Raw genomic sequence first — 21,759 nt, forward strand, 5'->3', positions numbered from 1 at the left:
CAAGTCTAGCTGCTTTAGTGGCTGACTACGCAAGCACCTGCCCTGCCCTTCGGACATACACTTTGCTCACCGAAACGATAACGAATGGGTGGCACCGTGGCAGATCTCTGGATGTTTTTTTTAGCCTTGGCGGTGGTGTACCTGTTGCCCGGCCCGGACATGATCCTGTTGCTGCAAACCGGTGCACGTCAGGGTAAAGCCGCGGCGCTGGCCACCGCAGTGGGATTGGCCATCGCTCGCGGTTGTCATGTGGCGCTGGCGGCGTTGGGCCTGGCGACCCTGTTCAAGGCCGCGCCCTGGACCTTTGAAGCGGTGCGCCTGGCCGGGGCGGCGTACCTGTTGTGGCTGGGTATTCAGTGCCTGCGCTCCAACATGCTGCCAAGCCTGAACCAGGCCGAAGCGTCCAGCAGGACCTTGTTGTGGCGTGAAGCTATCCAGCGCGGATTGCTGACCAACCTGCTCAACCCCAAGGCGTTGCTGTTCTGTTCGGTGTTGCTGCCACAATTCATCGACCCGCACGCCGGCCCGGTGGCGACGCAATTTATCGAGTTGGGCGTGGTGCTGGTGATCGTCGGGTTGTTGTTCGACAGCTGTTACGCGCTGGTCGGGGCCGGGCTCGGGCGCTGGCTTGAACGCAGCCCCTCGGCGCAGCGGGTGCAGCAATGGCTGTTTGGCAGCTTGCTGATCGGCTTTGCCCTGAGGCTGACGTTCGTGCAGCAGGCATAGAGTCTGTAGTCCGGCAACAAGGGCCGTTAAAGGCCCTTATTGTGCCACTCGAAACCTACTCAACCACAGGCTTACGGGCAATGATCACCTGACTTTTCGCCACGACCGCGTCCAGCGCCTGTTTGATCACTGCGCCACGCGGCGACTCAAGCACCGCCCGCCAGGTGTCGGCCCAGTGGTTGAGCAGCGGATGATCGGGGTTAGCAAAATCGACTTTGGCCTCCCAGAACAGCATCATCCACAGCGACCAGTAGAAACCATATTGATCGTGGCTGAGCACTTCCAGTCCGGCGTCGCTGACCATCTGTTTGAACTGCTCTTCGCTGATCACCCGGATGTGATTGGGCTTTTGAAAGTATTCGGGGGCGGCGATGTCTTTTTGCAGGTTTTCCGAACTCGGATGCGGGACGCTCAACAGGTACAAGGCGCCGGGTTTGCCGACCCGTACCAGTTCCGAGAGAAACTGCGCCGGGTCGTCGACGTGTTCGATCACTTCGGTAGAAACCACCCGTGTCGCGGTGCCGTCAGCCAGGGGCAGCGGGTTGCAGTCGCTGACCACGCACTGCACTTCTCGCGCGGGAGTATCACTAAGTCGCTGCCGTGTGGCCTCGACTTTGGCCGCGTCGATATCGGCGATGATGATTTTCGCCCCACGCATGCCGCAAAAATGCACGTTGCCGCCATCACCGCAGCCGACATCCAGGACGATATCGTCCGCACGAATCTCGAAGCCCTTGAACAATTCGTTGGTCTGCTGGTTGAACCAGCCGCTGAGTACCGCGTCTTGCAGGCCGAGCATGTAAGGGTCGACCTTGACCGACGCTGGCGTCTGCGTCTCTGGCTGCACGGGGGCGGGAGTACCCGAGGTGAGTTTCTTCAACAGGCTCAGCATGAGGTAGCTCCAGAGGATGGGACGGTGGTTCGGCTGGCATTCAAGCGCTCGAGCAGTTTTACACCCCGGTCGCGCATGGGTTTTTCGATGAAGCGATAGTTGAGTTCACTCAACAGCACGATCAGGGTCGCGGCGATAACCAGGGTCGCAACCGGGTGACCGGCCGGACTCGGCAGCCCCATCGACTGCAGGCGAAAGCAGAGTTCACGGACCAGCAAGTAGGCCGGGATGTGGATCAGATAAATCCCGTAGGAGCGGCTGCCGACCCAGGTCAGCAGGTTTTTCAACGGACCGCGTGGGAACAGGTAATCGCGATTGTAGGAAGCGACCCAGACCAGTACCGCGCAGAGCACGGCCATTGCGCCAATGCGGTAGTGGGTCAAGTTGAAGGGTTCGGTGCCCAATACGCTCAAGATCAAGCCGATGCCAATGAGCAACGGCACACCGAGCCACGAATGGCGCAACAGCCTGGGTTCCCAACGAGCATGGCTGGGGCGCCCGCTCCAGATCGCCAGCAAAATACCGAGGGCCAGGGCATCGGTCCTGATCACCATCAGCAAAGGCGTGCGCAGGGTGAAGAGTTGCAGTGCGACCAGCACCAGCAATGCCCAGACCAGACGTTTTCGAAAGACCAGGATGAACAACGGCAGCAGCATATAAAACTGCTCTTCCAGCGACAGGCTCCAGTAAACAAAGCTGGCCCCATATTCATAGCGGAAGAAGCTGTCGGCAAAACGGAAATTGGCAAACTGCAGGAAGCCCGCCAGGGTCGCCTGAAGGTTGGCCTGCAGGGTGCCGAAGGCCCCGGACTGATTGAGAAACAGACTGGCCAGCAAAATCAGCAGCAGCCACAACCAGGCTGACGGCAGCAGACGGAAGGCCCGGCGAATCCAGAAGTTGCGGGTTTGCTGCCAGAACTCCTCGCGGGAGGTGCAGCCTTGCAAGGCCGGGAGCAGACTGCGGGCAATGACGAATCCGGAAATCGCAAAAAACAGATCGACTCCCCACCAAAGCTGAAAACGTGCCGTGATCGCCTGCAGCAACGGCACCGGCCCGGCAAACAAACTATCCTGCAGGTGATGGAACAGCACGCTGAGCACGGCAATCGCGCGCAACACCTCGATGTCCATGATCCGTTTGTCGTTCTTCATCGGCGTCCTGCTTCTGAAGCTGTGTGCGGCGTGCCCGGCTTGCGGGCAATGATCACCTGGCTCTTGGGCATGAACTGATCCAGCAGTTGCTTGATCGCCAGGCCATTGGGCTGCGCCAGCAGCTCCTGCCAGGTTCTCGCCCACCCCTCCATCAATGGCGGATAAGGGGCGTGAATCCGATCGCGCACGGCACCGCCGAGATCGCGTCCGGCGGCCCGTTCACTGGCCCAGAAAAAGATCATGCCCATGACCCAGAAGAAACCGCTGGCCTGACGATGCTCAATGACCAGGCCGGCGTCTTCAACCAGCGCGGCAAAGCGCTCCCGGGAAAATATCTGAATGTGATTGGGCGACTGGTAATAACCCGGCGGCGCAATACCTTTCTGCAACTCCTCGCCCACGGCGTCCGGAACACTGAGCAGATACTGCGCACCGGGGCAGCCCATTCTCACCAGCTCGGCCATGAATTGCTCGGGCTGGTCGACATGCTCCAGCACTTCCATGCAGACAATCTTGTTCGCACAGCCATCGGCCAAGGGCAGCGGCAAGCTGTTGCTGACCAGGCCCAGAGAAGGGACTTGAGTCTGAGCGCCGACCTGCCGCGCAAGCTCGCGAACCTTGTCGAATTCGCTGTCGGTAAAGATCACCGAAGCTCCCTGGCGCATCGCAAACAACGTGGCGACACCCTCGCCGCAGCCGACATCGAGCAACGTATCCTCGGCACCGATGGCAAAGCCTTTGAGCAGTTCACCGCTGTCGTTCAGAAACCAGCCATCGAGCACCGCGTCGTGAAAACCGATATCACGCGGCGACACTGTGACCGCAGGCTCCGCCACGGGCGCCAGCAGGGGTTCGGCCGGTACGCCACGCAGACGCCTCATCAGGGAGCCAATCATGCGGGTGGGGTTCCCACGGCGAGTGCCTTGCGGCTATCGAGCAGCTGCGCGAAAAAGCCTTTCAGGTGGCGTTCGGCGCTGGCCTGACTGCAGAATTTTTCCAGGCTGTGCACCGCATGCGCGGACATTCGCGCATAGCGCTCGAGATCGTCTTTGGCCACTTCATAGCTGGCCTGGTAAGCCGAGCACAACGAGTCCCAGTCTGTGATGTAACGCAGCGTGCGGTAGGCCGCTCGAGGATCGTGCGGCCAGGCGGTGAGCTCATCCGTCGAGTCGACGATGAAGGTGTTATCGCTGTCCACATAGTCGGCCATAGCCGTATTGCAGGGGGCAACGGCGGGTTTGCCACAGGACATGAACTCCATCAGCGGCAGGCACTGGCCTTCGCCGTACGAGCTGTTGACCACATAGCTGGTGGCTTCCACCAGCCGCTCATAGTCCGGGTCGGCCAGGTAACCGTGGATCAACACGATACGGCAGCGATAGGACTGGTTTTTGTAGAGGTGGTGCAGCATGTCGTTCAGCGCGTCTTCGATGTCATGGTGGGTCAGCTTCAACACCAGGGTCGCATCGGCGGTATCGCGGAATGTCGTGCAGAAGGCACTGAGCATGTCCTCCCAGTTCTTGCGCCCGTCATAGGGATTGAGCACGGAGGTATAGACCACGCCATCGAGCCGCAACTCGCAATCCTGCGTCGGCGCATCGATGTCGATTGGTTGGCCTTCGCGCAAGGCTGGCGGTCCGTAGGGGCGCAGGTCCAGCTCACGGCTATCGATCAGCAAACCGCGCAAATTGAGTGTCACCTGCTCGGCTTGCGGCTGCCTGGCAAGCTGCCGGCCACGCGTGGCGAACCTGTCCCAGACCGGTGCCGGGATGGCGCAGACCGGATAGTCCGGGCCCATGACATCGCGCACCGCCTTCACCGTGAAACTGGAGTGGGTAATCGCCGCACCCGACGCGCCCAGTACCAGGCGCCAGTCATGCCGGGGTTCGCCTTGCCAGCTTTCGGTGGGGATGGTGCTGAACTCCCAGGCGAACACCGGGATGGTCGGGCAGGCATAGTGGAGCGGGGTGCGGTGCGGCGGCGAGAAGGACAGAAATACGCATTCTTCACCGCGACTCAGACAGTCGAAGTACAAGCGGTCGACCAGTTCGTCGGGGTTACTGACTTCGATGACCTGCCCCAGCCGTTCGAGCACCGGGCGGTACTCCTTGAGCACGAAGTAGTAGCTGTACTCCGGCCGGCCGAGGTTCTGCTGGATGGTGCTCTTGTTGGTTTCCGAATGGATGATGATCAGCATGATGCGTTGTCCGCCACAGCCACAGTCGGCGCACTCGCGACCTCAGTCGTCGGGACCCGCCCGAAAAAGTCCGCCAGGCGCTGCTGCACGGGGGCGAAGGCGCAGTAGTCACGCATACGTTCAGTCGCCGCCTCGGACATCGTCTGGTAGGTCTCAGGTTGTTCTTTGGCCATCCGGTAACTGGCCTGGTAGGCGTTTTTAAGCGAACCCCAGTCGGGGCGATGACGCATCGTGCGAAACAGGATACGCGCATCTTGCGGCCAGACTGCCGGCTCCTGGCTGGACTTGACGACAAAGGCCACACTCTCGTCGATGTAGTCTTCCATAGCGGTATGCGTCGGTGCGAGAACCGGTTTGCCACAGGCCATGAACTCCATCAGCGGCAGACAAAGCCCCTCGCAACGGGAGGCATTGACATAGAAACTGGCAGCCCCGTAGAGACGGGCATATTGCTCATCATCCAGATAACCATGCATGACGACGACCCGACAGGCAAAGGGTGATAACTGCGAGAGCAAGGTGAGCATCTCGACGTAGTACAGGGACAAATCGCTCTGGGTCATCTTCAGCACCAGCGTGGCATCTTCTACGTCACGCATGGCCCAACAAAAGGCCGTGATCAACTGGTGCCAGTTCTTGCGACCATCATTGGGGTTAAAGACACTGACGTAGACCACTCCCTCGACCCGGGTTTCCACCCGCTCTGTGGTGTTCGGAAGCACGGCTTGCGGATGCTCGTCCGAAGGCTCCGGTTGCGGCTCAGGCACAGGCACAGGTTCGAGGACTGGCTCGGGGACCGGCACCACAACCAGCGCACGCGTCGGTCGCAGGCCAGTGACCACGGTCCGGACCTGCTCGGGGACCAGGTCTCTGAGCGCTTCCCGGTACCACTGAACCAGGTAGTGCCTGCTGATGAACAGGCGTCGCCGCCAGGTCAGGGGTGGGACCTCGATCACCGCTTCGCATGCTGGCAATTCCACCGGCGCCACCACCTCTGCAATCACTGGCGCAATCAAACCGTCAGCGGACAGCCCGAGCCTGTGGCTGTCGATGATGCAGCCTTTGATTTGCAGGGTGGTTCCGGGATTGATCGCCACACTCGGATACTGACTACGTATACCGGCGAAGTTTTCCCACAGCGGCGTGGGCAGCACCAGCACGGGGAAGTCTTCCCCCAACGCCTTGCGCACGGCACGGGCGGTATGGCTGGAGAGTGTGATAACCCGACCATGACGAGCGAGTGTGCGGCTCCAGTCCTGATGCGGATCGTTATCCCACTGTTCATCCGGGATCGAGTCGAATTCCCAAGCCACTACGCAGAGGGTCGGGCAGTCCAGGTCGGTCGGGGTCTTGTGAGGCGGCGAGAATGAGAGAAACAGGCAGTCCTGGCCGTCATGCAGGAGTTGCTGGTAGAGCGGGTCGACTTCGGCTGTCGACTGCACCACATGAACCCGCCCAAGGCTTTCGAGAACCGGACGGTAGGCCTTGAGTACGAAGTAATAACTGTATTCGGGACGACCGAGGCTTTGGCTGATCGAGCTGTCGTTGACGTCCGAGTAAAGAATGAAATTCATGGCATCCCACGATGAAGCCGCCGTTGGGCAGATTCACTCTATGACGGTAGAGCCATTGACGAAGTCCTGCGTACACAGAGGCTTCGTCGATCGTCCTCATGCCCGTCTACGTTCTTGTTTTATTGGTCAGCTTTGCCTGGCCAGACAGCAGCCTTGCTGATCGCTGGGCGGTGGCGAAGAGGGCCATTCTAAACACATCCGTTGGGGATCCGTGAACAGCTCGATAAGAAAAAATGGGCTATACACACGAGAACTGACCAGTCACGGATGGACTTGTTGAAATTGCCGGTCAATTGGGACAGATTGTCTGAAAACAATGACAACAAAGAATTTCGCACCATGGAAAACCTGAAAAATTACTCAGGATTCTCCGATTCTCGGCCCAGCCTGAGGGTGCCGAAGTTTACTGATTGAGGGGCTGCTGCTTGAAGAAGCGTCTGTTCGTAACGGGTCTGACTGGATTCGTCGGACGTCACATCCCATCCCGTCTGACCTCTGCCGATTCGGTTTGGGAGTTCCTGCCTGTCGCTTCGCGCTACGACCTTTCCCAGCAAAAAAACCTGGAAGGCTTGTGGCCCGAACTGCCCGACGCGGTGATTCATCTGGCTGGCCAGACCTTCGTTCCTGACGCGTTTCGTGATCCGACAACAGCTGGCGGACATCGCGCAAGTCGACATTCAACTGATTCAGGACCCTGCGCGCCTTCGTCGCGCAGAACAACGTCGCGTCTGTGGCAGCCATGCTAGGCTGCTGGACGCCAGAAATAACTACATAACAATCCCTGCGGGCGATCCTGTCCGACCGGGAGATACGGGTACGACAAGAATGACAAAAAGTGCACTGATCACAGGGATCACCGGGCAAGACGGCGCCTATCTGGCCAAGTTGCTGCTCGACAAGGGTTATCAGGTTCACGGCTTGGTGGCGCGTCGCAGCAGCGATACGCGCTGGCGCTTGCGTGAGATGGGCATCGAAGGCGAGATTCGCTATCTGGATGGCGACATGGCCGACGGCTGCTCAGTGCAGCGCGCGGTGATCAAGGCCGCCCCCGATGAAGTCTATAACCTCGCCGCGCAAAGCTTTGTCGCCGCCTCCTGGGACCAACCGGTAACCACCGGAATCGTCGACGGGCTGGGCGTGACCCACTTGCTCGAGGCGATCCGCCAGTGCAGTCCGCACACGCGGTTCTATCAGGCTTCCACCAGTGAGATGTTCGGCCTGATCCAGGCCGAGCAACAGGACGAGAACACGCCGTTCTATCCCCGCAGCCCCTACGGCGTCGCCAAGCTCTACGGTCACTGGATCACGGTGAACTACCGCGAGAGTTTCAAGCTGCACGCCTCCAGCGGAATTCTGTTCAACCATGAATCACCGCTGCGCGGGATCGAGTTCGTGACGCGCAAGGTCACCGATGCCGCTGCTCGTATCAAGCAGGGCAAGCAGCAGGAGCTGCGCCTGGGCAATATCGACAGCAAGCGCGACTGGGGTTTTGCCGGCGACTATGTCGAAGCCATGTGGCTGATGCTGCAGCAGGAAAAAGCCGATGACTATGTGGTGGCAACGGGCGTCACCACCACTGTCCGCGAGATGTGCCGCATCGCGTTTGATCACGTCGGCCTGGATTACCGCGATTTCGTGAAAATCGATCAGGCGTTCTTCCGCCCGGCAGAAGTCGATGTGCTGCTCGGCAACCCGGCCAAGGCCCAACGAGTGCTGGGCTGGAAACCCAAGACAGGGCTGGAAAGCTTGATCCGCATGATGATGGATGCTGATATGAAACGCGTCGCCAAGGAGTAAGGCATGCTGATTCCCGTGATGCTTTCCGGCGGTGCCGGAACTCGACTGTGGCCGGTTTCGCGCGGCGGCGAGTACCTGGGAGAGGACGATATCGTTCGCTTCGAAGATAGATACGCAAGGACGGTCTGAATGCTGCTTAACCTGTATCGCTCGCTGTGGGGCTACCGGGGTTTCATCCTCGGCAGCGTCAAGCGTGAGTTCCAAGCGCGCTATCGCAACTCGTTGTTCGGTGCCCTCTGGACCGTGCTCAACCCATTGTCGATGATCGTCGTCTACACGGTGATTTTTTCCCAGGTCATGCGCGCCCGGTTACCCGGCGTGGAAGACAGTCTGGCCTACAGCGTGTACCTCTGCGCAGGCCTGCTGACCTGGGGGCTGTTCTCCGAAATCACCCTGCGCAGCCAGAGCATGTTTCTGGAAAATGCCAATCTGCTGAAGAAGATCAGCTTTCCGCGGATCTGCCTGCCGGTGATCGTGCTGCTCAATGCCGCGATCAACTTCGCGATCATCCTCGGCTTGTTTCTGGGCTTCCTGCTGATCAGCGGACGGCTGCCCGGCATGGCGTTGCTGGCGCTGGTGCCGCTGCTGATATTGCAGGTGGTTTTCTCGGCCGGCCTGGGGATGATTCTCGGGGTGTTGAACGTGTTCTTCCGTGATGTCGGGCAGTTCTTCGGCATCCTCCTGCAGTTCTGGTTCTGGCTGACGCCCATCGTCTATCCGATGGCGATCCTTCCCGAGCCGATTCAACATCTGCTCGGTTTCAATCCGCTGACCGCGCTGATGCACAGTTACCAGAACCTGTTTCTTTACAACCAATGGCCGGTCTGGAGTTCGCTGACGCCGATGCTGGTCATCGGCGTGCTGTTTTGTATTATGGGGCTGCGGCTATTCCGCCAGCGCGTCGGCGAAATGGTGGATGAACTCTGATGGGACACATACGCGTCAGCGGCCTGGGCAAGGCCTACAAACAGTATCCGAACCGCTGGAGCCGGCTGTTCGAATGGCTCATCCCCTTCTCCCGGGTACGGCATCACCAGCACTGGGTCTTGCAAGGTGTCGATTTCGAAATCGCCCCCGGCGAAGCCGTCGGGATCGTCGGCGTCAACGGCGCTGGCAAGAGCACCTTGTTGAAGATGATCACCGGCACCACCCAACCCACCTGTGGGCAGATTGAGTTGCACGGGCGGGTCGCCGCGCTGCTGGAACTGGGCATGGGTTTCCATCCCGATTTCACCGGGCGCCAGAACGTCTTCATGGCCGGCCAGTTGCTGGGCATGCAGGTGGAAGAAATCGAGGCGCTGATGCCGGAAATCGAAAGCTTCGCAGAGATTGGCGAAGCGATTGATCAGCCGGTACGCACCTACTCCAGTGGCATGCAGATGCGTCTGGCCTTCAGTGTCGCCACGGCGCGCCGACCGGACATTCTGATCGTCGATGAAGCGCTGTCGGTGGGTGACGCCTACTTCCAGCACAAGAGCTTCGAACGCATCCGCAGCTTCCGCAAGGCCGGTTCTACCTTGCTGATCGTTTCCCATGATCGTTCGGCGATCCAGTCGATCTGCGATACCGCGATTCTCCTTGAGCAAGGGCGCATGGCGATGCGCGGCAAGCCCGAAGAGGTGATGGATTACTACAACGCGATGCTCGCCGAACGCGAAGGCCAGACGGTCCGTCAGGAGATGCTCGCCAACGGTCAGGTACAGACCATATCCGGAACCGGTGAAGCCGGCATCTTGAGTGTGCGTTTGCTCGACCAGCGCCAGCGTTCGGTGGAAGTGGCCGAGGTTGGTCAGCCAATGGTGCTGGAGGTCCAGGTCGAAGTACGCAAGGACATCGAACGGTTGGTGCTGGGTTTCATGATCAAGGATCGCCTTGGCCAGCCCATGTACGGCATCAATACCCATCGACTGGATCAGGCACTGACGGGCCTGAGCGCCGGCGAACGGGTCACCTTCCGCTTTGCCTTCCCCATGCGCCTGGGCAAGGGTAACTACTCCGTCGCCTTGAGCCTGTCGCGCCTGGACTCGCACCTGGACCGCAATTTCGAATGGCGTGACTATGGTTTAGTGTTCCATGTGATCAATAACCGTCAGGAAGACTTCGTCGGTTGCTCGTGGCTCGAAGCGCAAACCTCCATCAGCCGATCGACAGAGTCGCCTGCCGAACCCACCGCTTCGCAGGTGCTGCGATGAGGCGCCTGTTGGTTGAATGCACCTACGTGTTCGAGCACCCGGACGCCAACTCGGGAATTCAGCGGGTGGTGCGCAATGTCATTCGTGAATTGCCCGACGCCGACGAGGCGCTGGAATGCATTCCGGTGGTCATGCTCCAGGGCAAACTCTATAAGGTGCTCAGCCTGGCACCGTTCAAGCCGCCAAAGCTGGACCTGATGGGTTTGCGTGTCCGCCTGGAGCAAATGGCCAATACCTTCTGGCTGCGCCACCGGACACTCGAGCGACGCCGGCCGTTTCGCCAATCGCTGTTCGCTCGCCGAGTGTTGTACGTAGGTTGCCGTCTGGTGGCTCTGGCCTGTTTGAGCATTCCGATGCGGATACTCGATCGTTGCGTGAACAAGAACGAAATCCCTGCCCGATGTGTGCCACTGCAACACCAGCCGGGTGACCAGTTGGTGCTGCTGGATTCGTCCTGGCATGCCGATTTCTTTCCGCTGGCCGAGCAACTCAAGCGTGATGGCGTGGGTATTATCTCGGTGATCTACGATCTGATCCCGCTGACTCACCCGCAATTCTGCGACGCCGGACTGGTCAAAGTGTTCAATGACTGGTTCGACTGGATTGCCCGCACGGCGGATGGATATGTCGCCATTTCCACCACCATCCGCGATCAGGTCCACCAGGAAATGATCCGCCGGGTGGGCCCCGAGCAGGTCCAGCAGCGCTGGTTCGACTATTTCCACCTGGGCTCCGAACTGGACCTGAGCCATGAGACGTCAGTGGTGGAACCAGGCCTTGTGCAGCTGTTCAAGCAGCGAACTCCGGTGTTTCTCATGGTCAGCACCATCGAGCCGCGCAAGAACCATCGCTATCTGATCGATGCCTTCGAGCGCGCCTGGGCTGCTGGCTCAAGTGCCCGACTGTGCATCGCCGGGCGCATTGGCTGGAAATGCGACGCCTTGATCGAACGTGTTCGCCACCATCCCGAACTGAACAAGCGCCTGTTCATGTTCAACTCGCTCACCGACAAAAGTCTCGAACATGCGTATACGCACTCGACGGCGCTGGTATTCCCTTCGTATGTCGAAGGTTTTGGCTTGCCGCTGGTCGAAGCCATGCAGCGTGGCCTGCCAGCGATGGGCAGCGATATTCCGGTGTTCCGCGAGATTGGCGGCGAGTTCATGGCCTATTTCGATCTGGCGGAGCCACAGAGCCTTGCCGATCTTGTCATGCACATGGAACGCACCGGCGAGTTTCCGGCAGTGCGCAATGTCCGCGAGTGGCGCTGGCTGGGTTGGCGCGAAGCCAGTGCGCAGCTGGTCGAGCGTGTCCAGCGCAACCTCAAGCGTGCGCCGGCCGAGGTAGAGAGGCAGCATGCGGATTGCCCTTAACGCACGGATTCTCCAGGCGCCGCGCACCGGCATCGGCCACTACCTGGCCGAGTTGGTGACGGCCCTGACGCTGGAGCCAGACCTGGAGCTTTCGCTGTTCCATGGCTGGGGCTGGAGTTCTACGCTGCCGGCCGCCGCCATGCCTGGCTATTCCCGACTGACTCCCTGGCTACGACGCGCGCCGGGGGCTTATCAGGCTCGCCGTTGGCTGGAGCAGCGGCGCTTTGACCAGGGACGGTCCCAGGCCATCGACCTCTATCATGAACCGAGCTTGTGGCCCCTGGCATTCAAAGGCCCGACCATCATCACCCTGCACGACCTGACCCACCTGCACTATCCCTCGACCCAGCCACCGGCGCGGTTGAAAGAGATAGAACGACGACTTGCCCAGGGCCTGCAGCAGGCACGATTGATCCTGACCGACTCACAATTCGTCGCCGATGAAGCCCGTCAGTACTTTGGCCTTGCGGCTGAACGCTTCGTCGTTGCGCCCCTGGGCGTGGCCCCGCGCTTCCATCCACGTTCGCTCGATACGTTGCAGGAGGTACTCAAGCCCCATGGCGTGCAAGCGCAGGCGTATTTCCTCTGTGTCGGCACGCTGGAACCGCGCAAAAACCTGGTGCTGGCCTTGCGCGCTCATGGGCAACTGCCTGAGCGGGTGCGCCAGCGTTACCCGTTGCTGATTGTCGGGATGAACGGCTGGGAACGCAGGCAGTTCAGTGATGAGCTGCAAAAGGCCCTGGCCTGCGGTCACGTCCGGCTGCTGGGTTATCTGCCGGATGAGCAGGTGGCACAGCTGGTGGCGGGTGCAAGGGCGCTGGTATTCCCGTCGATCTATGAGGGCTTTGGCCTTCCAGTCCTGGAAGCCATGGCCAGCGGTACTCCGGTGATTCTGACCCGACGTTCGGCAATGCCGGAGGTCGCAGGTGACGCTGGCAACTATATTGAACCTGACGATGTGGACGGCTTGCGCGAGGCGATGAGCCGCTTGATCGACGATCAAACGCATTGGCTGCACTGCCAAGAGGCTGGATTGCTACGGGCAAGGCTTTTTTCCTGGGGTCGCTGCGCGAAGATAACCGCAGGTGCATACCGTCAGGCCATGGCAGGTTGAATGCGTATTTTGCACGTTCACAAAACCTCCAGTGGTGATTGTCGGTGCAGGCAACGAAAACCCTGTGGGAGCGAGCTTGCTCGCGAAGAACGATGATGCGGTATTTCTGATACATCAAGGCGTTCGCTTCGCGGGCAAGCCCGCTCCCACAGCTGCCTGTTCCCAGGTACCGGTCATCCGACTGTTGGGAGAGAATGCCTCGAACCGCCAGCGCAAACCCAGTGCTGCGGGCCGGCGGACCACCTGTTCCACCTTCAGCGTCCAGAGCCGCTCGGCGCCTTGAAAGGCATCGACCTGCGGCCCTTCAAGAATAATCCCGGTACGCCCACTGACCTGCAGCAGATCCCCGGTGGTGAAATCGATGAACAGCAAACCGGCCCGCGGATTGAGCAACAGGTTGCCCAGGGTGTTGAAATGCAGGTTGCCGGCGAAATCGGGAATGGTCAGGCAGTTACCGTCAACCTGAACAAACCCGCTCTGCCCGCCCCGATGTGAAACATCCACCGAACGCTGGTTTTCAATGTCGACGTAACTGGCGACAAAGAAGGTGTCGGCCCGCCGAATCATTGCGCTCGCGCTAGCATCCAACCTGCCTGGACGCTGCACCGCAGGCGTCGAGGGAGCTGCGACAGGCACCGATTCGAATTGGCGCAGCTGAATGTACTTCGGGCAATTGCCGAAAGACTGTTCCACCACCACGGTCAAGCCGTTAGCGGTCATCTCGCTGACTCGCCCATTGATCCGGTTGCGCCGCCGCGTATGCAGCTCGATCCCCAACAAGCCGATCGCCGCACCTGCCTGCAATTGAGCCGGGTCGTCCGGGCGCGGCAGACTGTCGAGCTGCAACAGCGCAGGCTCGGGAGAGTGGGCGAAACCCGGTTTCCCCTCGAGAATGCTGGCCCAAGGATTACCGTCGGCATCCACCGCGCCGAACAGCATGAAGGGTAATTGCTGATAGAACTGACGGTGCTGCTCAGGCAGAAAGTTGCGGATAACCTTGGGGCCGAATGCTTCCATGCGCTCAGCGACACCAACGTGCGCCTGCAACTGCTTCTCACCGGCATGCCAGGGTGATTGAAGGTTCATTGCGGTTTCCCTTGCGCCGACGGCGCAGTCTGAACGGCCCGGCCTGGCTGCGCCGGGTTCGCTGATTTCAGGCGGTTTGCAAGCCGGCCACCGTACGTGGCATTGCGACAAACCCCGGCAAGGCTTCGATGCGGGCCAGCCAGGCGCGCACATTGGCATAGTCGTCCAACGAGACATTGCCTTCCGGCGCATGGGCAATGTAGGTGTAGGCGGCGATATCGGCGATGGTCGGTTCTTCGCCCGCCAGGTAGGAAGTGTTGGTCAATTCTTGATCCATCACCTTGAGCAGGCTGTGGGAACGGGCAATGACTTCTTCAGCGTTATAGGGTGCGCCAAACACCGTGATCAGCCGAGCCGCGGCCGGTCCTGAGGCAATCTGCCCCGCCGCGACCGACAACCAGCGCTGGACTCTGGCAGCGCCAACCGGGTCCGTCGGCAGCCAGCGGCCTTTGCCATACTTCTGCGCCAGGTACACCAGAATCGCATTGGAGTCGGCCAGTACCATCCCTTGGTCATCGATGACCGGAACCTGGCCAAAAGCATTCAGCGCGAGGAACTCGGGTTGTTTATGAGCGCCCTTGGCCAGATCGACGAACACCCGTTCAGTGGGCAGGCCGAGCAGCGAAAGCATCAACTCGACTCGGTGGGCATGACCGGAGCGCGGGAAATTATAGAGTTTGATCGCTGGTTGGGACATGCAGGACTCCGCAGGGTAATCGCGCAGTCCAGGACAGAGCCGCGTCGATGGGAGCTATCTTCCACCGACGACGAAAACAACAGAATAACCAGAAAACACAATCCATTATTTCATCAGGTGCAATAAAGCTTCAGGCTTTCAGCGCAGGATGTTCACGCAACGCCTGCACCACGAAATCGACAAAGCTACGCACCCGGGCCGGGGCCTTGCGCCCCCCCTGATACACCACATGGATGGGCAGTGGCGGCAGTTCAAAGTCTTGCAGAACGATTTCCAGCTCGCCGGCGGCAACCCTGCCGGCGACCTGATAAGACAGGACCCGGGTCAATCCCCAACCCAGGCAGGCCGCAGTGATCGCTGCCTGATTCGCGGTGACCACCAGCCGTGGCTCGGGGCGAACGCTCAGGGCTGTACCCGCCTGCTGAAATTGCCAACTCCTGGTCTGCCCGACGGACGATGTAGCGACGATGCGTGCCTGACACAGGTCATCAGGATGCAGAGGCCGGCCATGACTCGCCAGGTAACCGGGCGAGCCGCAAATCACCCGCCGCACTTCACCCACCGGGATCGCATGCTGGTTGCTGTCCGGCAGCTCACCGATGCGCACCGCCACATCAATCCCCTCCTCGACCATGCTCACCACACGGTCGACGAGCAAGGCATTGATGCTGATCTCGGGGAACTGATCCAGATAAGCGACCATGACGGGTGTCACGAATAGCTCACCGAATAATACCGGCGCCGTGATCGTCAGTTGTCCCCGCGGCTGGGCATGGCTGCCCGCCGCCGAGGCCTCGGCCTCCTGGAGTTCGGCGAGGATACGTCGGCAGTCTTCCAGATAACGCTGACCGGCTTCGCTCAGGTGAACGCTACGGGTAGTACGCGTCAGCAACTGCGCGCCGATGCGTTTCTCCAGCGCGGCGACCGCCCGTGTGACACTGGCTGCCGACATGCCCAAACGCCGCGCCGCAGCAGAAAAACCCTGCTCCTGCGCCACGGCGAGGAACACCTGCATTTCCTGGAACCTGTCGATGGAGGCACCTCTTTGGCAAGAGCAAACGCAAATGCCGTTCAATTAAGCTCCCGGTGCCCCAAAAAAGATCGCAGCCTGCGGCAGCTCCTACGCCGACCGCGTATATCCGTCGCTACACCGATCCCCCGTAGGAGCTGCCGCAGGCTGCGATCTTGGCGATCCAGTTTGCGCTGAAAGCCTTGGGTAAATGTCGATCAATCATCAGTTTTCTGAGCTGATTTCAATCGACATTGATCTTAAGGAATAAAAACTGTCGCATCGCGCCCAGTAAACGCGGAGCCAAACCGACAAAAAAATAAATCCAAAAACTGTCGCAGAAGCGAAATCTGGGGTGATCGACAGAAGCCTCAACTAATAAAAACTGTCGCAAACTCGTAACTAACTGATCTTATTGTATTTTTAGCACAAAAAACGGTGAAAAAGTGAGCTCGGGGCTCGGTCACTTTGATGCCCGTCAACCGGTAAGCACCTCTAGCTACCTGAAGGGCCAAAAAAAACTCCTTTTTCAACCAGCCCAAAATTGTCGTCATCCCTAATGGCATCTCCTTCGGCCGAAAACATCTCTCGCGTCCAGCGCTCGCGCTTGATGTCCGTGAGCTGTGCAAAAAAGCAGGTCTCGCACAGATGCAGTTCGTATACCTGACCGTCATGCTGCGAACCATAGCCCCATTGGGCCCTCATCGTTCCAAACTGGAGACCGTTCCCCTCAACCTGGGTGGTGCCTCCACATCTGTCACACATGACTTCGACAACCACCTCCATCTCAACCCTGCCGGTAATCTTCAAGAGGATCTCCCCCAGTTGGAAGTGTATTTCCAGGCATCACCCGTGTCGCAACCCATGTACCTCTTCCATAGCCGCAGCCATCACAGCACGTGGATCTGTGGCAATCACATCCTTCGGGGCTTTGGCTCCAAGAAATGTGTTCGGGGACGCGAACCAAAAGGCGAAAGCCCAACCGTCCTTATGCTCAGTCAATAGCTCGATGATTTCGTGCAAGCCGGCGACTGGTTGGTATTTATTGAGATCATCTAAGCCATACAGGGGGAAGTAGTCTACGTCTGCGTGACGAATGGAGAATATCAGTCGGTCTTTAAGATATTGTCGCGATCTGACTTCAGGATCCGTTCCTCTCTCGGCGGCTAACTCATCCCATTCCCGGGAAGTAATCCAATCACCACTAAAAAATATATCGCATCTTGCTTTGCCAAGTATCCGGGCCTCATTAACTATCGAGGTGGGAACGGTCTCAGCCGGTAAAATAAAATCGACGATCTTGCTAATCGTCTCAGCCGGATATTTCTCCAGCCACAGCTCAAACAGCGTGTTATATATTTCCAGACCAAAAATATAAGAGTCGATGGTCTTTCTAGAGCTCGCCACTATAGAAATCTTAGCGAGAGATCTAACATCAACAGACTGTTCATCGTCCGAAGGGTAGACCTCGTTTTCAATTTTGAAACGTGCAAATGGCAGAGTCATGACCGTCTCCCGGTAGCCATCCCTGAGTGTAGCTCCTGTACAGCGGGCCACCTTGGCTAGAGGAGAGCAGCAAGGCCCAGCTCGAAGCTACCCGACGGATTGATTCGCAGACTCTCGATCTCGCCGGGTAACCGCCAGTCGGTCAGCGGAGATGGGAACCTCAGCGGTGAGCTGGGACACCACAATTCCCAGAAGCTGAGGGAATGCCTCTCCATAGAAGCGGGCTGTCCATCCCTAGGCCAATGGTTGCCTGCGTGAAGCCAGACTGTACGTTGAGTACGAACGCCTGCCACCATTCATCTACGGTAGGCTTATGCGTATCACGGGTATCGCTGTTGTAATAAGAGTTTCTCAATTCAAGAGTTGCTATGCTGTCCTCGACGAATGCGACGCCATTCGCAGTTTTCAATAAAGAATCGAGCGCAGCCGTACCCGAAGCAAAAAACCATAGTTGCTTTTTCATTAACTGACTACTGCACTTGCTCCTTGACCGCCTGCCCTGTTGCGTCACGTAAAAAAAGAATTTGTTGATCGCGGTCAAAAAGAACATCAATCTTTATCGGTATGATCATCTGTCTTAAACAAGCGTCGAGCAACAGAAAACTATTGTCGCTAGCGAAGCCCTGATTCGACAACTCTACGGAAAGGTAATCAACGGATTTTCACCTTTAATCGAAAAGGAGTTAAATAGCGGTCCGACGTCGAAATCCAAGAAGCCATGTATGATTCTGCAGCCGATGCGCTGCGCATAATAATGGGCGTTCTATTAAAATTTGGAAAGGTGTTAAAAATGCGTCCGTTTTGGCGAAAAAATGTACACAAAACAGATTCGGTCCCAGAAGGTCCAAGAATAACCTTTCTAACGCCTGTTGCGATCGATCCCTTCCTCACCGAAACGCGCGCGGAAGACCTGCGGCAGCGAGACTTCTACCGTGGACTGTCTGAAAATCTTTTGACATGTGGTAACTCTTTATCGCACGTAAGTGAGTCTTTCTCCACGCTTAACCAACAACTCGAACGCAATCATCAGCGTGCCGAAAACGTAGCTTGTGCAGCGGTTAGTAATCGTGGACAGATCAAAGAGTTACAGGATCAATCTCACGTTCTGGAAATGGGGGTGGACGCGCTCGAAAGCGTGATAAATCATTTAGTCAGTCGTGCTGGCGAAATTGATCGCATCGTCGATCTGATTAGAGATATTGCACGTCAAACTAACCTTCTAGCACTCAACGCGGCGATCGAAGCAGCTCGGGCGGGAGAATCGGGACGAGGTTTTGCCGTAGTGGCAAATGAGGTCCGTAATCTGGCGGAAAGGACGGCTCAAGCTACCCAGGAGATAGTCAACGAAACATCGGCTATCCAAAAAGAAGTCGGCATCGCCAAAGACGCTATTTCTAGACAAAGTAAGGCATCGGAAATATTCACCTCGGTCATTGATCATACCGCAGAGGCAATGACGAGCATGTTCGAAGAAGCTCAAACTATGCAGCTTGAAATTGATCGGTCGCACGTCCTTTCAAAAATAGAACTTGCCAATATGGAAGAGCTTACTATAAAAGTTGCAGTCTATGATCGGCTGATCAACCCTCGCCAAGAACCGCTGATCCTGCCTGATGAAACCGAATGCTTATTTGGTCAGTGGTACTATGAGCAAAAAAACTCAAAGACTCCCCATGATGCAACGTTACGACGTTTGGAAATACCCCACAGACTCGTACATAGCAGTGGTTTGGCGGCGATTGTTGCCCATGCTAAAGGTGATCTGAAAGCTACGCTTAAACATGTGAGTGCAATGGAAGCGGCGAACCTGACTGTTATGCAAACAGTTAAAAGCATCAGGCAAATATTACCTCACTGATTTAACTTTCAGCCAATCTGTTAATTTAGTTGGACTATCCAGAATCATAAGCTGAAAGCGATCATTCAGGATTGTCAGGTTGCCAGAGACCGTTTATCGTTGGTAGACGCGTGTGCCGAATTAATCGGAGTAACGACCCAGTAAAGGCCGAGCCACAAGGCAGCCACACCACTTGAGCTGGCCAAGTTCGACTCCTGCTCTCCGGTATGGGTATCCGGTGCAGGACAGCACATCATATGCTGGGTCGATACTCCTTCGCGGTACCGGAAGAGGTCACCCGAGGTGAGCTGAGACCGCTGCGTAATCCAGACGAAGATCTGTGACATCTCTACGGTGAAAGGTCGTCTCCAAGACCTCCGAACTTAAGTGCACTTTCAGTTCCATACTTTTCAAACCCCTTATCCGCCCAAGGCGATAAAACGCTGAGCTGCCCGTCGCTCCAAGCCATAGTCGTCGCTTTACTCCTAAGTTATGCGACAGAACGTCGCTGCTGAATTTGCTGCCTATGAGATGTCGCATAAATCTGTCGCACGTCATAAATTACCTGCGACAATAAATGCAACAGGTGCTTCATGGAAAACGAAGCTCAGCAGATTGGATACGTTCGGGTTTCGACGCAAGGTTAGGATCTGGAGCAGCAACGAATTGCCCTAGGGCAAAGGAAGTGACTGAGATGGACCTGTTCCGCTTCAACGTGTCGCTGCTGCTGATTGCGCCGAGCATCAGCGAGCGCTTCGGCAGCCGTCGCGACGTGGTCGGCACTCAGGTCGACGTGGCGCCGATCATTCTCGGCCGACTAGGTGGCGAAGCCCTCGGGGTGCGACCAGACGGTGGCGATGATTCCTGGTGATCGCGTGCTGGTTCAGCCGAAGGGGTGGCCGGCGCGTCTGTATCGCTATCGGCTGGGCTGCGAACCGGGGGGTGAGCGGATCGCCCGGGCGGTGGTCGAAACGATGCTGCAACGCCAGCTGGAAGCTATCTGCAGCCAGCCACTGCCAGCCTGCTGGCCCGTAGTGGCGACCGCGAAAAAGGTGTGGTCGGCGTGCCTCTGGCGACCGAGTCGGTCACCCCTGCGAGCGCGCCAGCGCAGCCGGACAAGAGGCGACCTGGCAGCCTGTCAATGCTTGATCGGGATAAAAGTGTCGTCGGAAAAATAGCTAGCGTAATCGCCTAATGCGCCCATTACGGTGATTGCACCGTCGCGCTGTGTGGCCCGAGTGTCTGCCATGGAATCGGCGCCGGCTAACAGCCGGCTGATGATCAGGTGCAACTGCGCGTCGGCTTCGGCGCCCAGCTTGCAGTTCTCGACCATGTAGGCAACCTGGCTTCGGACCTCTTCAGCGAGCTGGCCATACTGCACCGCAGGCAGGCGGTTCTCGTGGATCCCGGGCAGGGCCTGGCGCATGCTCTCGTTTACCTTGCCCATCGCCTTGCGTAGCGGCGCATCGGTGGCCCAGCGGGTGCCCTCGTCGAGTTGCAGCGCCGTCGCGCCGTCGGCATGGCCGTGATCGTGATTTGTAGCGGCGAGGCCGATGCCGGCATAGCCCAGCGTGCCGCTGCCGAGGATGAAGGCGAGAGCGAAGGCTTTGGGTTTGCTGATCATCTGGGTAACTCCTGTTGGTTGGAGCAGCGAAGGGCGGCTCCTATCGTCTAACGATGGCTGTCCGGATTTGTTCCATCGATTTCGTCATTGGCGATGCAGCTGCTAGATGGTGCCGGTGCCGACGGGCTGCATCAACAACAGAGCCAGTTTCTCGCGTTGCTGTGGTTCGAGGATTTCCCGCTCCAGCTGCAGTTGCTCGATGAGCAGGCGTTGTTGTTCGTTTTGCCGATCAAACCGGATGATGGTGAGCTATTCACTACCTTTGGTAAACATCCGTCAACAAGCTCACCTATTGACTCAAATCTAACGCGGAACCAGTCATGCGTGTGGGGTCGATTTCGTAGTCGAGAGACGCATGTTCCGCCTTCGCAGACAGCTAACTGCCTCGATCCGCCTGGCTGCAATGGGTCGGTTGCTGTCCTTTAGTGCCTGGCTTGCGTAATTGCATTCACTTGACCACCTAATTACATCGCCACTGAACGGTCGTTTGCATTCGCGCTGACCAGCTATTTGCAGTTGAGGAGTGCCAGCGGGTGCCACTCAAGGAGAGTGCCTCAGCCGACCGATTCTGTTGAAAACATCAGTCCTTCCAAACTGCCCGCATACTGCCCACTAACAGATAACGCCCTTTTTGGCGCCGCTACGCGAAATCCGAGCCTGGAGAGTCTTCTGCTCAAATAGGTTCTCAATCTCAGGCGCGTGCTTTTTTTGGCGTGGAACTATGGCCGACTTTTTAACAGAATCGACCAATAGGAGACATAGGGTTATTACGTCGATGCAATTGCCCACCAAAAAAGCAAAGAGGTTGGTTAAAGTGATCAGGAAGCCAGTCGGAATACCAAGTGTAGCAAGGGGTTGTATGTACGAGCGGATTCGTTTGAATTTTCTCTCTGATTATGATCGAGGTCAAAAGCCTATTTCTGCAATTTGCTATAGTCGGGAGCCCCTGAAACTTCCAAGGATGGTGAGGTTCAGTCTTACAGC

At 57.9% G+C, this 21,759-nt stretch carries 19 protein-coding genes and 5 pseudogenes; 11 read left to right on the forward strand and 13 right to left on the reverse strand.

Annotation, left to right across the window (positions count from 1 at the left end; all coding sequences use genetic code 11):
* Positions 1-96: 96 nt before the first annotated feature.
* Positions 97-726, forward strand: coding sequence for a LysE family translocator (locus tag F8N85_RS12265; protein ID WP_150803877.1), 630 nt, complete (start codon positions 97-99; stop codon positions 724-726).
* Between the two features lie 55 nt (positions 727-781).
* On the opposite strand, the gene F8N85_RS12270 is transcribed toward F8N85_RS12265, so the two are convergent.
* From F8N85_RS12270 to F8N85_RS12290, 5 genes are read right to left on the reverse strand one after another with little or no spacing between them, the layout of a single operon-like run.
* Positions 782-1,618 carry a class I SAM-dependent methyltransferase gene (locus F8N85_RS12270; RefSeq protein WP_150803878.1) on the reverse strand — a complete coding sequence of 279 codons (837 nt, stop codon included), beginning with the start codon at positions 1,616-1,618 and terminating at the stop codon, positions 782-784.
* A complete protein-coding gene (locus tag F8N85_RS12275; RefSeq protein ID WP_150803879.1) occupies positions 1,612-2,769 on the reverse strand; it encodes an acyltransferase family protein in 1,158 nt (385 codons plus the stop codon). Before F8N85_RS12275 ends, F8N85_RS12270 begins: the two co-directional genes overlap by 7 nt.
* Positions 2,766-3,665, reverse strand: a complete 900-nt coding sequence (locus tag F8N85_RS12280) for a class I SAM-dependent methyltransferase (RefSeq protein ID WP_150803880.1) — start codon at positions 3,663-3,665, stop codon at positions 2,766-2,768. The genes F8N85_RS12275 and F8N85_RS12280 overlap by 4 nt, the downstream gene beginning before the upstream one ends.
* A complete protein-coding gene (locus F8N85_RS12285) occupies positions 3,662-4,966 on the reverse strand; it encodes a glycosyltransferase (protein WP_150803881.1) in 1,305 nt (434 codons plus the stop codon). Before F8N85_RS12285 ends, F8N85_RS12280 begins: the two co-directional genes overlap by 4 nt.
* Positions 4,960-6,540, reverse strand: coding sequence for a glycosyltransferase (locus F8N85_RS12290; RefSeq protein ID WP_150803882.1), 1,581 nt, complete (start codon positions 6,538-6,540; stop codon positions 4,960-4,962). Before F8N85_RS12290 ends, F8N85_RS12285 begins: the two co-directional genes overlap by 7 nt.
* A 425-nt stretch (positions 6,541-6,965) precedes the next feature.
* Between F8N85_RS12290 and F8N85_RS34925 the strand changes: the two are divergent.
* The 7 genes and pseudogenes from F8N85_RS34925 to F8N85_RS12325 all read left to right on the forward strand — a co-directional run.
* Positions 6,966-7,184, forward strand: a pseudogene (locus tag F8N85_RS34925) (NAD-dependent epimerase/dehydratase family protein); the annotation flags it as partial.
* Positions 7,185-7,365: 181 nt separating this feature from the next.
* Positions 7,366-8,337 (forward strand): GDP-mannose 4,6-dehydratase, encoded by a 972-nt coding sequence (gene gmd, locus F8N85_RS12300; RefSeq protein WP_150803883.1) that lies wholly within the window; start codon positions 7,366-7,368, stop codon positions 8,335-8,337.
* 3 nt (positions 8,338-8,340) lie between these two features.
* Positions 8,341-8,409: pseudogene (locus F8N85_RS35735) on the forward strand (sugar phosphate nucleotidyltransferase); the annotation flags it as partial.
* Positions 8,410-8,466: 57 nt separating this feature from the next.
* Positions 8,467-9,264, forward strand: coding sequence for an ABC transporter permease (locus tag F8N85_RS12310; RefSeq protein ID WP_150803884.1), 798 nt, complete (start codon positions 8,467-8,469; stop codon positions 9,262-9,264).
* Positions 9,264-10,529 (forward strand): ABC transporter ATP-binding protein, encoded by a 1,266-nt coding sequence (locus F8N85_RS12315; RefSeq protein ID WP_150803885.1) that lies wholly within the window; start codon positions 9,264-9,266, stop codon positions 10,527-10,529. Before F8N85_RS12310 ends, F8N85_RS12315 begins: the two co-directional genes overlap by 1 nt.
* The gene (locus F8N85_RS12320) at positions 10,526-11,902 is read left to right on the forward strand and encodes a glycosyltransferase family 4 protein (protein WP_150803886.1); all 1,377 of its coding nucleotides are present in this window, start codon (positions 10,526-10,528) and stop codon (positions 11,900-11,902) included. The genes F8N85_RS12315 and F8N85_RS12320 overlap by 4 nt, the downstream gene beginning before the upstream one ends.
* Positions 11,886-13,016, forward strand: a complete 1,131-nt coding sequence (locus F8N85_RS12325; protein WP_150803887.1) for a glycosyltransferase family 4 protein — start codon at positions 11,886-11,888, stop codon at positions 13,014-13,016. Before F8N85_RS12320 ends, F8N85_RS12325 begins: the two co-directional genes overlap by 17 nt.
* Before the next feature lie 153 nt (positions 13,017-13,169).
* On the opposite strand, the pseudogene F8N85_RS12330 reads toward F8N85_RS12325, so the two are convergent.
* The 6 genes and pseudogenes from F8N85_RS12330 to F8N85_RS12355 form a co-directional block, all read right to left on the reverse strand.
* Positions 13,170-14,102: pseudogene (locus tag F8N85_RS12330) on the reverse strand (pyridoxamine 5'-phosphate oxidase family protein); the annotation flags it as partial.
* Positions 14,103-14,169: 67 nt separating this feature from the next.
* Entirely contained in the window at positions 14,170-14,799 is a 630-nt protein-coding gene (locus F8N85_RS12335; RefSeq protein ID WP_150803889.1) for a glutathione S-transferase family protein, read from the reverse strand.
* 130 nt (positions 14,800-14,929) lie between these two features.
* Complete coding sequence (locus F8N85_RS12340; protein ID WP_150803928.1) at positions 14,930-15,832, reverse strand: LysR family transcriptional regulator; 903 nt, start codon at positions 15,830-15,832, stop codon at positions 14,930-14,932.
* 471 nt (positions 15,833-16,303) lie between these two features.
* Positions 16,304-16,618, reverse strand: a complete 315-nt coding sequence (locus tag F8N85_RS12345; protein ID WP_224795675.1) for a hypothetical protein — start codon at positions 16,616-16,618, stop codon at positions 16,304-16,306.
* A gap of 36 nt (positions 16,619-16,654) precedes the next feature.
* On the reverse strand, positions 16,655-17,314 hold the full coding sequence (locus tag F8N85_RS12350; RefSeq protein WP_150803890.1) for a DUF2384 domain-containing protein: 660 nt from the start codon (positions 17,312-17,314) through the stop codon (positions 16,655-16,657).
* A 160-nt stretch (positions 17,315-17,474) separates the two neighbouring features.
* The gene (locus F8N85_RS12355; protein WP_150803891.1) at positions 17,475-17,777 is read right to left on the reverse strand and encodes an OprD family outer membrane porin; all 303 of its coding nucleotides are present in this window, start codon (positions 17,775-17,777) and stop codon (positions 17,475-17,477) included.
* A gap of 648 nt (positions 17,778-18,425) precedes the next feature.
* Between F8N85_RS12355 and F8N85_RS35740 the strand changes: the two are divergent.
* Positions 18,426-18,755 (forward strand): annotated as a pseudogene (locus F8N85_RS35740) (methyl-accepting chemotaxis protein); the annotation flags it as partial.
* A 96-nt stretch (positions 18,756-18,851) separates the two neighbouring features.
* Positions 18,852-19,172, forward strand: coding sequence for a CZB domain-containing protein (locus F8N85_RS35745; protein WP_224795678.1), 321 nt, complete (start codon positions 18,852-18,854; stop codon positions 19,170-19,172).
* 123 nt (positions 19,173-19,295) lie between these two features.
* Here the strand turns inward: F8N85_RS35745 and F8N85_RS34950 are convergent.
* A pseudogene (locus tag F8N85_RS34950) lies at positions 19,296-19,384 on the reverse strand (LysR family transcriptional regulator); the annotation flags it as partial.
* A gap of 461 nt (positions 19,385-19,845) precedes the next feature.
* On the opposite strand from F8N85_RS34950, the gene F8N85_RS35750 reads away from it, so the two are divergent.
* Positions 19,846-20,022, forward strand: a complete 177-nt coding sequence (locus tag F8N85_RS35750; protein ID WP_412072489.1) for a hypothetical protein — start codon at positions 19,846-19,848, stop codon at positions 20,020-20,022.
* 267 nt (positions 20,023-20,289) lie between these two features.
* Here the strand turns inward: F8N85_RS35750 and F8N85_RS12375 are convergent, their stop codons facing one another.
* Positions 20,290-20,775, reverse strand: a complete 486-nt coding sequence (locus F8N85_RS12375) for a hypothetical protein (RefSeq protein WP_150803893.1) — start codon at positions 20,773-20,775, stop codon at positions 20,290-20,292.
* Between the last annotated feature and the right edge of the window lie 984 nt (positions 20,776-21,759).

This window comes from Pseudomonas fluorescens (genome assembly GCF_902497875.1).
GTDB classification, from domain to species: domain Bacteria; phylum Pseudomonadota; class Gammaproteobacteria; order Pseudomonadales; family Pseudomonadaceae; genus Aquipseudomonas; species Aquipseudomonas fluorescens_BR.

Excerpts from the sequence above, each read along its gene's own strand:
- F8N85_RS12285 (WP_150803881.1), bottom strand. The coding sequence starts at position 4,966 with ATGCTGATCATCATCCATTCGGAAACCAACAAGAGCACCATCCAGCAG.
- F8N85_RS12270 (WP_150803878.1), bottom strand. The coding sequence starts at position 1,618 with ATGCTGAGCCTGTTGAAGAAACTCACCTCGGGTACTCCCGCCCCCGTG.
- F8N85_RS12310 (WP_150803884.1), top strand. The coding sequence starts at position 8,467 with ATGCTGCTTAACCTGTATCGCTCGCTGTGGGGCTACCGGGGTTTCATC.
- F8N85_RS12320 (WP_150803886.1), top strand. The coding sequence starts at position 10,526 with ATGAGGCGCCTGTTGGTTGAATGCACCTACGTGTTCGAGCACCCGGAC.
- F8N85_RS12375 (WP_150803893.1), bottom strand. The coding sequence starts at position 20,775 with ATGATCAGCAAACCCAAAGCCTTCGCTCTCGCCTTCATCCTCGGCAGC.
- F8N85_RS12290 (WP_150803882.1), bottom strand. The coding sequence starts at position 6,540 with ATGAATTTCATTCTTTACTCGGACGTCAACGACAGCTCGATCAGCCAA.
- F8N85_RS35750 (WP_412072489.1), top strand. The coding sequence starts at position 19,846 with ATGGACCTGTTCCGCTTCAACGTGTCGCTGCTGCTGATTGCGCCGAGC.
- F8N85_RS12315 (WP_150803885.1), top strand. The coding sequence starts at position 9,264 with ATGGGACACATACGCGTCAGCGGCCTGGGCAAGGCCTACAAACAGTAT.
- F8N85_RS12355 (WP_150803891.1), bottom strand. The coding sequence starts at position 17,777 with ATGAAAAAGCAACTATGGTTTTTTGCTTCGGGTACGGCTGCGCTCGAT.
- F8N85_RS35745 (WP_224795678.1), top strand. The coding sequence starts at position 18,852 with ATGGAAGAGCTTACTATAAAAGTTGCAGTCTATGATCGGCTGATCAAC.
- F8N85_RS12280 (WP_150803880.1), bottom strand. The coding sequence starts at position 3,665 with ATGATTGGCTCCCTGATGAGGCGTCTGCGTGGCGTACCGGCCGAACCC.
- F8N85_RS12335 (WP_150803889.1), bottom strand. The coding sequence starts at position 14,799 with ATGTCCCAACCAGCGATCAAACTCTATAATTTCCCGCGCTCCGGTCAT.
- F8N85_RS12275 (WP_150803879.1), bottom strand. The coding sequence starts at position 2,769 with ATGAAGAACGACAAACGGATCATGGACATCGAGGTGTTGCGCGCGATT.
- gmd (WP_150803883.1), top strand. The coding sequence starts at position 7,366 with ATGACAAAAAGTGCACTGATCACAGGGATCACCGGGCAAGACGGCGCC.
- F8N85_RS12325 (WP_150803887.1), top strand. The coding sequence starts at position 11,886 with ATGCGGATTGCCCTTAACGCACGGATTCTCCAGGCGCCGCGCACCGGC.
- F8N85_RS12350 (WP_150803890.1), bottom strand. The coding sequence starts at position 17,314 with ATGACTCTGCCATTTGCACGTTTCAAAATTGAAAACGAGGTCTACCCT.